At 55.2% G+C, this 12,076-nt stretch carries 8 protein-coding genes; all 8 read right to left on the bottom strand.

Going from position 1 to position 12,076, the window contains the following annotated elements:
• Positions 1–152: 152 nt before the first annotated feature.
• The 8 genes from ACRZ9U_RS18820 to ACRZ9U_RS18785 all read right to left on the bottom strand — a co-directional run bounded on the left by ACRZ9U_RS18820 (position 153) and on the right by ACRZ9U_RS18785 (position 11,461).
• Positions 153–2,336, bottom strand: coding sequence for a serine/threonine protein kinase (locus ACRZ9U_RS18820; protein WP_170407308.1), 2,184 nt, complete (start codon positions 2,334–2,336; stop codon positions 153–155).
• A 340-nt stretch (positions 2,337–2,676) separates the two neighbouring features.
• Positions 2,677–3,966 (bottom strand): dynamin family protein, encoded by a 1,290-nt coding sequence (locus ACRZ9U_RS18815; protein ID WP_170407305.1) that lies wholly within the window; start codon positions 3,964–3,966, stop codon positions 2,677–2,679.
• A complete protein-coding gene (locus ACRZ9U_RS18810; RefSeq protein ID WP_170407302.1) occupies positions 3,963–6,005 on the bottom strand; it encodes a dynamin family protein in 2,043 nt (680 codons plus the stop codon). The genes ACRZ9U_RS18815 and ACRZ9U_RS18810 overlap by 4 nt, the downstream gene beginning before the upstream one ends.
• Before the next feature lie 68 nt (positions 6,006–6,073).
• Positions 6,074–6,937: a hypothetical protein gene (locus ACRZ9U_RS18805; protein ID WP_170407298.1), complete on the bottom strand. Its 864-nt coding sequence runs from the start codon at positions 6,935–6,937 to the stop codon at positions 6,074–6,076.
• Positions 6,938–6,959: 22 nt separating this feature from the next.
• Positions 6,960–7,361 carry a hypothetical protein gene (locus ACRZ9U_RS18800; protein WP_170407295.1) on the bottom strand — a complete coding sequence of 134 codons (402 nt, stop codon included), beginning with the start codon at positions 7,359–7,361 and terminating at the stop codon, positions 6,960–6,962.
• A 25-nt stretch (positions 7,362–7,386) separates the two neighbouring features.
• Entirely contained in the window at positions 7,387–9,036 is a 1,650-nt protein-coding gene (locus tag ACRZ9U_RS18795; protein WP_170407290.1) for a dynamin family protein, read from the bottom strand.
• A gap of 8 nt (positions 9,037–9,044) precedes the next feature.
• Positions 9,045–11,045, bottom strand: a complete 2,001-nt coding sequence (locus tag ACRZ9U_RS18790; RefSeq protein ID WP_170393929.1) for a dynamin family protein — start codon at positions 11,043–11,045, stop codon at positions 9,045–9,047.
• 2 nt (positions 11,046–11,047) lie between these two features.
• Positions 11,048–11,461, bottom strand: coding sequence for a hypothetical protein (locus tag ACRZ9U_RS18785; protein WP_170393931.1), 414 nt, complete (start codon positions 11,459–11,461; stop codon positions 11,048–11,050).
• Positions 11,462–12,076: the final 615 nt, after the last annotated feature.

Here is a 12,076-nt window from a genome sequence, read left to right as displayed (position 1 = left end):
ACTGCTACAAACCGCTTCGCCGTAGGCGCAGGGCACTGATGAAGAGGAAACAGAGAAACATTTACGTCGCGACGGGTTGGTCCCCGACGGGGTGACGCGATGGGCGGCACCCCCAGCACACTGACCTGGCGATAGTCACATCAACTGGGCGATCACTCCTGCGTTAGTTGCATGACCGCAGTACTTTCAGCTCCGTTGCGCAGAATGCTTAGGCGCGCCTCGGGTTGGTTGTCGGAAACAAGTTGAGCAAGGATGCCGTCCAGACTCTCGGGCTCATTGATCGAGACACCAGTCTGTGTTTCGCGCAGCAGCACATCCCCCCGCTGCAAACTGCCAGCAACTTCTTCCGGAACAGATGCGACGACGGTTTGCCAACCTGCCTCGCCCGCATGAGCCACATCAAACGAATAACCGTTCAGAAGGCCAAAACTGCGGAAGGCGGGCAGGGCCAGCAATCCATTCTGCGCGCGCGTTTCGCCCAGACTGCGATAGCGCGCTGCTACACGGATATACCCGTCTGGGTCGACCGAGAAATTATCTAGAACATACGATGCAAGCGTTGTGTCCGGACGAATAGGTTCACCATTCAGAGTAAAAATCGTAGCGCCCCGTTCGACCCAATCCCCGATCACCGACCTATCTTGACCGGCGTTCAATCCATTGATGGCAATGACACTCCCGGTCGAGCTGCGACGCTTGGACATCGTGAATGGAATCTCAATATCCCAGTGCCCAAATGCGACCTGGTTTTCGGCTAGATTTACCGGCGTCGCAGGTGCGATGGGTGTGATGTCTTCAACCGCAGGTTCCGTCACTTCAGGTTCCACTTCTTCAGGTTCCACCAAAGCGATTTCTACGGGTTGCTGCTCTGACACAATGGCGGCTTCCGGCACCTCATTAGCCTGCTCGACAGGTTGTTCCTGCGCCGCTTCTGGTTCTGATGCCAAAGCGACTTCGGCCTGTTGCGGCTCTGTTGTGGCTTCGGCGGTCTGCTCGACGGGTTCCGGAGCTGCTTCTGCGGGCACCGGAGTAGTCGGAACCTCTGCAGTCACCGGAGTTGCCTCGGGCGATTGCTGATCGCCCGTCATTACGAAGTATCCACCTCCGGCCAGAGCCGCCAATACAATCGCGATACCCGCGATCATCTTGCCACTGCCGCCCGAGCCGCTTTTTACAACGGTGTCGACTGCAGCAACGGCCTCGTCCTGAGGTGCAAATTTAGCAAGAGTGTCTTCCGTTTTTTCCTCGTTCCCGAGGGCCAGATCAGAGTTCCCGGCCAGCAGCGCGGTCACGACGGCCTCCGCATTCTCGCTTTCGGCTTTGATCCGTTCTTTTTCGGCCTCTTCGTCTTTGCGATCCATGCCAACAATGACCGAAACCGGGCGATACGCGAAACTGTCGAACATCACACCGGGACCACGGAACATACGCAGCCAGTCCAATGCGGTTTGCACACGGTCAGTGGCGTGCACTTCCATTGCTTTGTCGATCGCCTCAAGGAACCCGTCTGGATACCCTTTGAATCGCCCTGTCAGCGGTTCATAAGGATCGTCTTGGCCGTTGTTGAACGCATTCAAACGTGTCTGGCCATCAATCGGTCGCTCGCCGCTGATCGCATGATACAGCGTTGCAGCCAGTACATAGAGGTCACTGCTGGGGCCCTGATCCGCGCCACGCACATAAAATTCGTGTGGCGAATACCCGTCCTTAATCACGCGCAGCGTCAATAGCGCCGCTGACTTGTGTGCCGCCTGCTCGCGTGCTGCGCCAAAGTCGATCAGGATGGGTTCGCCATTCTCATCGATCAGGATATTGTCGGGTGAAATATCGCGATGTAGCATGCCACTTTGGTGAATGAACGACACCGCAGACAGCATTTTTTCGGTGACCTGAACGATAAAGTCCGGTCCGCTCTTGTTTTCGGGTTTTTCGACATAATCCAGAAGATCACATCCGCGGATCAGGTCCATCGCGATATAAGCGGTGTCGTTGTCCTCAAACACCTGATGCACGTCGACGATGTTGGGATGAACCAGCCGCGCATGGTTGCGTGCTTCCTGAATGAACAGGTCGATAATGGCGCGCAGGTCTTCTTTGTGGTCGGGGTTGGCAGGTTCGACCAGATCACCATTCCGCTGGCAGAGCGCCCCCGGATAGCATTCTTTGATGACCACATCGCGATCCAGACTATCGCGCGCGAGATAGGTGATCCCAAACCCGCCGTTGCTTAGGAACCGGAGGATTTCATACTGTCCGCGCAGCAGCTTTGCGCCTGGCTGCAATCCTTCGATCTGAGGTTCGTCGTGCGTTGCGCCGACCGCCTGGTTGTGGCTCATTTCTTCCCGCCCATTCTACTCGTTTATTGCGGCATAGATAACCAGGGCTTCAGCCCGCGAACTCACAACCAAACACAACCGCAGGACACTTAAGACGGTTAGACGTTTCAAATTTGACTTTATTGGGGCCGCCTGATGGCTTCACTATGGATCACAAAAATCGAAATCGCCTATATAGTGAGCCCAGACCCTCATGCCACAATATGTTGTGTTTGCCTGATGGAAGAAATGGATTCTATACCGCCGAAATAGACGCTTGGTCCACGAATTCGAAACAATATCGCGCTGATTCCGAACGCTTCGAATCGCTGCGATGCGGCTCAATTCAAGCGGGAAAAACTTATGTGCCGGTTTTTGGGGGCGCCGACGCAACAGAGCTGCCCGCCCAAGCCAGATTGTCGCTGAGTTGTGCGAGAATGCTTATTGCATCCTTCAGCGGTGCGTCCCCGGTTTCAAACTGCAGCAACAGCAACAGGTCAGTGGCCTTTTCAAACTCGGCCGGAATCCAGTCTGCTTTGGGATCGATTTCGGTACCAGATTCTAACCTTTCGGCAAAATCCTCGACGATTTCCTGACAGCTTTGCAGGAAGGCCGCCGGTTCAATATCTGAGCTTTCGCGCAGATCGTTGTAAATGCTGGCGATGGCCGCAAGCCAGTCTTCAAGGATTGGATTGTCCAGGGGGGGCAGGGCGGCCTCTAGGCTTGCCTGCACAGTATTGCCGTCGGCCTCAGCGCGATCTGTCGAAGCCGCACCAGTAAGGTTCTCCAGATAAGGCATAAACTCTTCAGCCAGATCTTTTTGGGCGGCCTCAAGATCATGGCGACGGTGATCAGAGGCTATGTGCAAAACCTGTTCTGCCAAGTTCTGCCCGCCACAGGTTTCCCACAAAGCAAAGTCGGGTTCAGGCTCTTGTTCCATGGCCCGTACCGCTACCGGGGTGCCGATGGTCACAACCGCGCGAAACAAATCGCCCTTCTCCTTGTTCAGGCGTGCGACTACCCGATCCAGAGCATCCCGCACCGGAGGCAAATCGGCATGTGTTACAGCCAACAAGCTGTTATCGCGCAGCTTTTGAGGGACCTGCGACCACAAATGGCGTTCGGTTTCACGCCAGGCGTTGGTGCCATTGGTGCACCAGATCGCACAATCCACATAGTCGAGCAAATTTAGAGTCTGTTTGTAGGTATCATCCAGTGCACCGGCACCGGGCAAATCAAACAGCGAAATCTCCTGCAGGGCAGGGGTATTCAACCCGACCGAGATGAAATCGGGTTCATCCGCCGCTGCCTTTTCCAGCGCTATACCGGAATAGACTTTGGGTTCCTTGTCCCACCAACCAACGGTTGTCTCAGGCGTATCGGCATAGGCCACGATCACCAGGGGCAATTTCAGATGCTGCGGCCCGGTGGGCAGAATGTCTGCCCCCGCCAGCATGTTGGCAAGGCTGGACTTTCCGGCTCCAAACTCCCCGGCAAAACCAATGGAAACCGCGTTCGAAAGCCGCTCGGCATGGGCCAGCGCGCGGGCGCGCATATCATCCAGCTCTGCCGATGAGGGTGCATTTTCGGTGGCGGTCAGGAAACGCTCTAGCTGGCGCACTTCCTTCTCGGTTCCGGGGAATTCAATCATTCTGCGGCCTCTGCCTGTCGAGTGTCCACGGGTGCAGTTCCGTGCACCGCCCCTAGTTCATCGCTGATGCGCCGCGCTTGGTCAACCGCACGTTGCGCTTCGGCGCGCGCGTTCGACCCATCGGGGCCTGCGCGATGTTCCAGATGCCCGGCCAGCAGCGCCATATAATGGTCAAGAACGGTTTTCATGCGTTCGATCAGGTCGCTTCTGGCGGTATCTACAAGATCGTCTCCGATCATCTCAAACTCTTGAACGATCATCCGTTCGGCGCGGTTCAACACACTGCGACGCGATATCAGTCGCGACAGCCATGTCACACGCAACTCAACCGTAATGCCACGCGTCAGCGCGCTTGTATTTGGACGGAACCAACGCACCGCGCTGGTATTCATGCGATTGTCCACGGGCTCCTGCCATCCGGGCAAGGCGCGCAAAGCAGCATTGGTCTGCATATCGATTGCGTAAAGCTCACTAAGCATGCGCTGCCGCACCACCTGGGTCGCGCCCTGGACAAGCTCGCGCATTCGCTCACGCAGAGGCGTAAAGTTCAGCTCGGTATCTCCGTCTTTGGCCAGCAAAGGCGATTGCCCATCAGGGCCGCGCACAACGATCGAGACAGCCTCGGCGACGGTGTCATCCATAACACCTCGCAAATTGGCCAGTACATCGTCCATATCATTGGTGATGGCCTTGGATTTATCTTCAACTAGCGCGCGCAACTCAGAAAGCGTTTTGTTGTTTTCTTCGACATCCGCTGTGTCGGGACCATCCTTTTCTTCAATCGCACGAAGCCGCGCAGTGCTGCGCTCAAGCTCACCTTGGGCAAAACTGTTGAGGTGCTGCCACGCAATATTAAGCTGTTCTTGGCGCGGTCCTTCGGTCAGGGCTTTGGTCACATGACGGCGCAGATCGGGCAGGCCCGACGCGATCATCGCGGCAAATCGCAATACACCTTCGCGGCTGATGGGGCCGGGGCCTTGTTTGATCTCTTCGACGCCGTCAAGATATTGCTTCATCTGTTCGGGATGCGCCCTCAGCCACGCCAATATCTGATCATGGTCGATTCCGGTTTCATCCCCGGTCAGCGCATAATGGGCCCATTGGGCGCTGCCCATCAGAACGTCAATCTCCGAGTTGCCAAGCGCCTGTTCGAGCCCGTCCAATACGTCTGTGCGCACCTTGCCGGCATCTTCGGCGCCACCGCCCAACTCGTCCACGCGGTTGATGAAGACCACGATCTGACCAAGCTCTAGCGCTTGCATCAGGCGGAATAGCTTCAGATCAGCCCGCGACAACGCCTGATGCGCAGACAGCACGACGACGAAAAAGTCGGATTCCTTGAGATACTGGCGCGAGATCTCTTCACGGATCAGCAGCGGGTCATTGACACCGGGTGTGTCTGTGACTGTCACCGGATACGGAAAATGGCCAATGTCAAAATAGACCTCGGCCTTACGGGTGATGTCGCTGTAAAGGCCCCGATCTGAACCGGGGTCATACTGGTCTTCATCCGTCGGGTCATCCCCGGCACAGACATAGCGCGCCAGGTCATCCGAGGTCAGTTCATCCAGATCGTGATGCTCGCCAAGAAGGTGTTTGTAGCTTTCCCCCAAGCGTAGCTTGGCGCGGGTTTTCATTGCCTCGACCTGCTCTTCGATCATCTCGCGCTTGTAGCTGTCCTCTTCATCAGGGAACATGTTGCGCAACTCTTCACCTTCGGCGATCAGGGCCTGCCATTGGCGATTGTCGAAGAAATGAAACTCGGCGCCCGACGTCCGACCGGACGGATGACCGAAATGCATGTCGGTGATCACTGTCGTCCATGGGTTCACGTCCGAGGGTAGATATTCTGCATGCCCGGTGAAACCGTTGATCAAGCGCGATTTTCCGGCCTTGATTTGACCTACGAATGCTATCGAAGGCTTGAGGTTCGACAAGTCGTCAACGATGCGCGAGATGAAGTGACGCGTTTCGTCATTGCTCGTCCCGTTCATGTCTTCTGCGATGCGAATAAGCTCGCGGCGATTTAACTCACTCATAAGATTTACCCTGGTAACTCGTATTTTGTTTAACTTTGCAAAGTGGACACTATTTGGCAGGAACGCGGTTATTCAACGGCGCTATTCAATGTTTTCCATAGGTTGACGACAGCGCCCAGCTTGCGGGCGTCATGAACGGCGGCGGCGGTTTCCTGACCGTCGCATAAGATGGCGAGACCCGCGCCTTGTCCACCTGTCGGGCGAATGACGATCAGCTGTGGATCAGTTAAAGCATCGGAACCATCGGCCTGCCATCCCGCCAGATCTCGGGTGAATCGGGCCAATATATCCGTGTCCGGATGTGCGTCTTGGCCCTGCGCACACAACCCGTCAAATTGCATCTCGTCTTCAGTCGACCCAATCAGTATTCGACCTAATGCGAACCGATCCGCGCCCTCAAAGAATTTTCCGGCAATACTGGTGGCGCCTTGTGACGCAGTTTCTGGCTGGGCTTCTGGTTCTAAGGTCTGGTCGGAAACGATGGCCATGCGCGGCTCTTCGATTAGTTCAATCCGCGCGCAGGCCGCTTCGACCTCCGAAAAGGTAACCCCTACGTCATCAGCCTCAAGCGCCGTATCCGGGCGCAGAGAAACCAACTCAAGCGGGCCGGGTGCCGTTGCAATTTCCGACACCACTTGCGCCAGTCGTTCGATCAGTTTTTCGCGTGCTTCGGTTTCAAAATCCGGGACAGGGCCCGAAGCACAGCGGAATACGTCGGTGACCCGAGAGCTGTTGACTTCGATAGCCAAAGTTGCCCCGTCAGCCGCCGTAAATTCCAAACGCCGAGGCAAGATCGTGCCCCGGATGGCCCCCAGCACCTCATTCCGGCGTAACAGTGCGCTGCTACCCGATAGGTAGATTGCAGGCGATAAGCGCGCGATCGAAGTCCGCCCGATCCCTTCGAGCATATCCAGTATTTCACTATCCATCATGCGTGACCCCCTCTGGTCCCGTCTACACCGCGGCCGCCACCGGCCCGAGGCTGAGATGTGATTTCGTAAGCGCCAGCCCGACATTCGCGCTGTCGCGGCAGATATAGCATACCACGTGATCAGGATATTCTGTTGTCCTGAGAAAGATGTGCAGCCGGTCGTTTGAGAACACCGCGATTTCCCCAAATCCGGGGTGTTCAGTATCGTCGATTTTTGCCGCACGCAGGAGTTCTTCGAATCCCTTCATTCCGCGTCCCTGAAACAGATTAGCTACTGCAAGTGCGAGATTTTCGAGCGCATCAGCGCTGTCTTGGTCCGACGCGTCGACGCCCAATAACATGCCGGTCTCCATGTCGACATACCCGGCTGCGATGCAGTCGGGTATGGTTTCGATGGCCGAAGCCAGAGCAGAGTCAATCGACATTCAGATGCCCACCTTCGGGTTTAATCTAAATCGCATGCCACTCCGCTCCGCCGTTTTTGCGAGCCTCAGAAACGGCGCCCGGTATGTCTTGATTCCGCTTAGCGTCATGTTCCAACGCAATCTGGTCAAACTCGGACAAGAATGCTGCAAAGGCGCTTTTCAGGCCATTTGCATCGTCAGGCAGGTTCTCACGCGCCACGATTTCACCCCACATTGCTGCAGCACTGAGTGGAGTTTCTATGAGGCGATCGCCCAAATCATCTGCCTTGTCATCGGCTGCATCTTCAATCTCTTCGGCAGCAGCTTCACCCACCATTGATACGACGCGGTTTGGAGCCAGCGCATTCGATTCGGGCTCCGGTTCATATTCGTCTGCCGAGTTTTCCGACTGTTCCGCCAACAGGGCCGTAATCGACGAAACCGATACTTCGATATCTGATGATTCTTCGGCGTCTTCCGACGGCTCTTGTTCGGTGTCCGCAGCTTCGACTGCTTCCGCTTCGTCCTCTTCTTCACCCAAGACGATCAGTTCGGCATCTTCCTGCTCTTCCTCATCATCGTCATCCATGAAATCAAACTCATCCACGTCGGTGATGGGATTTGCCAAGAGGTTCAGATCCAGCGGATCTTCCGTCTTGTCAGAGAACAAGGCACGTAAGTCTTCATCAGCAGGCTCCACTTCGGTAGCCATTTCCGCGCGCATCCGCTCGGCTTCTTCTGCATCAATCCGCGCCTGTCCGGACTCCTCGGTGCGGCGTTCCACGCGGGCAGGGCGTACCGGGAAACTTGTAACCACATCACTATCGGCAGTGTCATCCTCCATCGGCGTGACAAGTTTCAGCGGCGCATCGCCAGAGGTTTTCTCGGGCCGCGATGGCTGAACTTTGGGTGCGTCTGACAGGGATTTGTCAATTTGATAGCGCGACAGCATATCCGCACGGCTGTCCATGATCTGCTCAGTGATCTCAAGGAAACTGTCGACCATCTTGCCGCCGCCGCTGCGTGACCACAGCTCGGCGTCGCCGGTTTTGTCACGGGCCATGATGGCATCACGGGCCGAGAACAGGATCGTGCGATTGAACAAATGACCCGCTTCCCGATTTACACGGCGTAAGACCTTTTGACGGTCTTTCTGATTCAAGGCATCTGCGCGTGTCACCAACAACAGCGACTTGTGCTGCAGACGTTCTGGCAGCGAAACCCAAGTGGCACGTTCAGTCTCGCGCCAAGCTTGGGTCGAGTGCGTGCACCACAACACACCATTGGCCTGGCCAACTGCGCGTTGCCAGACATCCGTCGAAATCTTCGGGTCCGAAATGCCGGGTGTGTCGATCAGGTCGACCGCCTCGAGAATGTCGGCTTCAAGGAAGATGCGAATGAACTGGGCGTCGTTGACACCAACCTGTTCAAGCTGATCCAATTCGATATTCTGCGTACTACCATCATGGCGTTTGATATAGGCGGGTCGATTGCCCCAGCTAAACCAGATCGGCGGCAGTTGCGTCGCTGTGACCTGCGTCGGCAGTGCCTGTTTGCGCAGCAGGAAATTCATCAACGTCGATTTGCCTGCACTGAATTCCCCCATGAGCGCAAACACAGGTTTGCGGCGGGACCACTGCTCGATGCGGTTCCAAGCCTTGGGAGAGACGAAGCGGGTTTGTGATTCTTTTACCATAACTCTTCTTATGCTGCTTCGTTACTAAGGTCTTTCAGGATATCGCCCAGAATATCGTCACGTGATTTCTGCGGCTTCTGCTCGGCCATCTGGGCCGCAGCCCTTTCAGGCGATTGCGAGATGCTGAGCAGCGTGTCCTTCTGTTCGGCAATAAAGTCGGTCAACGTGGCCCGCACGTTCTCTAAGACGGCGGCGATCTGGTTTTCCTCGATGTCTTTGGTGATCGAGTTCGCCTCGGACGCGATCAAACGCGTATAGTCTGCGGCATAAGCTTCAAACCCTTTGCGGCGTTGCCACCAACGTCGCCACCATGTGCTCTGCAGGTCCAGTGCGATTGTGCGGCCAATCCCTAATGGCGGGGGTACACGCGGCACGATCGGGGCTTCGATGTTGAATTCACCTAAGTGGTTGCCCAGCAGCTTCTGATACAGTGCCTCGACATCCGCTGCAGCAGCCGAATACAGAGCACCGGCATCCTTACGCATGGATCGGGCAAAGCTGAAATATGCCGCCTTCTGCAAGGTGCGCAGACCTGCCGGATCATATTGCCATGTACCCTGCTCACCATTCTGTTCCAGATGTGAGATCAGAGAATCCGTCGCACGTTTGACAAAATTTGCTTCTGCGGACGCAAGTCGCTCTAATACCTTGTCGCGAAGCTTGGTTGTCAGTTCCGAGGCTTTCTTTTCGTATTCAGCCGAAACCTTTGCGATCGCTTCTTCGGGCGACGCACCATCCAGGTCCCGAACGATACCGTCAGAGTTTGACAGCGTCTTTGCCACTGCAGTCGCCCGGATCTGGCTGGCAATGTTGCGCGCCCGATGGCGAACGCGATCCAAAAGGCGCGTTCCTGCACCCTCAGCGATACGCTCATTCATGGCGAGCAGCAGATCAGGCAATCCTGATAGCGCCCAGATCTTATCCAGCGATGCAGCCTGATCGCCAAATCCGGCCGCCAGATAGAAGGTGTTCAACGCCTCGCGCGATTCCTCAGTTAGAATGTCCGGGTTTCCGGTTAGCGCAGCCTCGGCCCACAGAGCGCTGCCAAAAACAACACTGGTGTTGGCGTCTATGTTGTTCTGTTTCAGTGTGTCCTGAATACGATCACGTATCTCAGGCACCTGATTGACCGGGTCAGACAGTTCATCGATGCGATTCACGAACAGGATGATCTGGCGGTTCTCGAACTGCGCGATGATCCGCATCAGCGCCATGTCCATCGTGGTCAGCGCCTGGCTGGCAGCCAAAACAACAACACACACCTCTGATCCACGCAGGCTGCGTAGGGTGATTTGTTCGCGAACCATAAAGGTATCATTCACACCTGGGGTATCGCAGAGCTTGAGCGAGATCGGATATTGCGGGATATCCATGAACAGCTCGGCCGATTTGGTCACATCGGCGAAACGACCCGTCTTGGGGTCGATATCCGGGTCATCCTCATCCCCGAGGCACACATACCGCTGTATCAGTTCATCATCGAAGTAATCATACTGGTGGCTCTGACCGAGAATCAGGTCAAAGTGCTTCCCAAGCCGCTCTTCTGATTTGGCCTTCATCTCGCCGATTTGACGGCGAATATCGTCCATCTCATCATCGGCACCGGCTCGATTGGCCAACTCGCCCAGACGACCGCCGCCAACCATCAGATTATCCCATTCTTCCTGCTCGAAGAATGTGAATTTGGAACGGGTGTCGCCTTCTGTGCGGGTGTTGATGTTCAGCGTTGTAACCACCGAGGTCCACGGGTTCACATCCGAAGGCAAAAGATTTGGCCGCCCGGCCAATATGTTCACGATTGAGGATTTGCCGGCCTTCACCTGCCCCACCATCGTGACGCTGGCGGTAAAATTCTCCATTTTGGTCTTGAGCGCAGCCAGTCGTGCGGAAGACCGCGCATCCGCCACCTCTGTCAATTGGTCGATCTGTGTCGTCAACGAAGTCATTGCCTCTGTCATCTCAGACAGGGACTCGTTTCCGACAGACAGAAGGTGGTCGTTACGCGCCATGGTCAGCCTCCGGTACCAGTTGCAGCGATGTGGTTCCCTGCCCCGTCAGGCAGGCTTGCAAGCGTGTCGATTCGTGCGATCAGGTCCAGCGCGTTGCCGAGGATTGCGGCCTCGGTTCGCGGTGAAATCGATTCATATGCGAAAGAATCAGCCAGAACTTCGATTGAACTGAAGCCTTCACCATTTTCCAAACAAGCCACACGGCGTCCGGTCGGAAAATCATCTGTTTTGTTGGCAGGCAGCGGCATGCGGGCATTAGCCAGCAAGTAGCGATTGCCCGAATGCGTACGGAGAGCGACGCCGAATCCTGTGCCAGGGTGCTGACGGTTCAGTGTTTTCAGTTCGCCAATAAAGCTTTCACGCGCAAGGCTGACAGCGTCTTGCTCGGAAGCAACGGATTTGATCTGGTTGGTCACGACAGAGACCCTTGTTCTGGAGTTGAGCAGAAACTCGCACGGTGCCAGAAGGCAAAAAGACTCATTAACTCCTGCGCCCAATCAATTACGATTACCGCGGTGTTATTTTGACGCGAATAGGATATTTTGGCGTTTGAAATGTGGCACAATTATGATGGCGTCTCATAGAAAAACCTCAACCTATGAGAGTGTAAGCCACGACGTTGACGAGTTGTCCAAGTTTTTATGGCTTTGATTGCTTGTTAAAAAGTCCGAGGTTCCGTGGCGTCAAGGATTTACATGCTGCTTCTTACTTTTTTGAAATATATAGAAATAATTTCTATTTCTGTGATCGAAGGAACCTCTGATTGAAGTTCGATACGAAACCACTCACCTCAAGTTACACTTTTTTGAAATGTGCCCCACACAAAGTAATCTCTGAGCGACTCAACGTATGCGAGTTTAAGATAAAGAGAAAAATTGCGATAAAAGTTCGCTAAATGGAAACAAAAAGAAGGACCAGAAAACGGGCCTTCACACAGGTGAAATTACGACCAAAACCAGCACCTGAGCACTGTTCGTGCTGAAAAGACTGGCCAAACCGCATTCTCACTGTCCAAGGCACGTTCTTTAACA

The sequence above is a fragment of the Ruegeria sp. D7 genome (assembly GCF_056534355.1).
The sequence above is the reverse complement of the archived record's forward strand: the minus strand, read 5'-3'. Positions and strand labels throughout refer to the sequence as shown.

Excerpts from the sequence above, each read along its gene's own strand:
- ACRZ9U_RS18815 (WP_170407305.1), bottom strand. The coding sequence starts at position 3,966 with ATGATTGAATTCCCCGGAACCGAGAAGGAAGTGCGCCAGCTAGAGCGT.
- ACRZ9U_RS18810 (WP_170407302.1), bottom strand. The coding sequence starts at position 6,005 with ATGAGTGAGTTAAATCGCCGCGAGCTTATTCGCATCGCAGAAGACATG.
- ACRZ9U_RS18800 (WP_170407295.1), bottom strand. The coding sequence starts at position 7,361 with ATGTCGATTGACTCTGCTCTGGCTTCGGCCATCGAAACCATACCCGAC.
- ACRZ9U_RS18795 (WP_170407290.1), bottom strand. The coding sequence starts at position 9,036 with ATGGTAAAAGAATCACAAACCCGCTTCGTCTCTCCCAAGGCTTGGAAC.
- ACRZ9U_RS18820 (WP_170407308.1), bottom strand. The coding sequence starts at position 2,336 with ATGAGCCACAACCAGGCGGTCGGCGCAACGCACGACGAACCTCAGATC.
- ACRZ9U_RS18805 (WP_170407298.1), bottom strand. The coding sequence starts at position 6,937 with ATGATGGATAGTGAAATACTGGATATGCTCGAAGGGATCGGGCGGACT.
- ACRZ9U_RS18790 (WP_170393929.1), bottom strand. The coding sequence starts at position 11,045 with ATGGCGCGTAACGACCACCTTCTGTCTGTCGGAAACGAGTCCCTGTCT.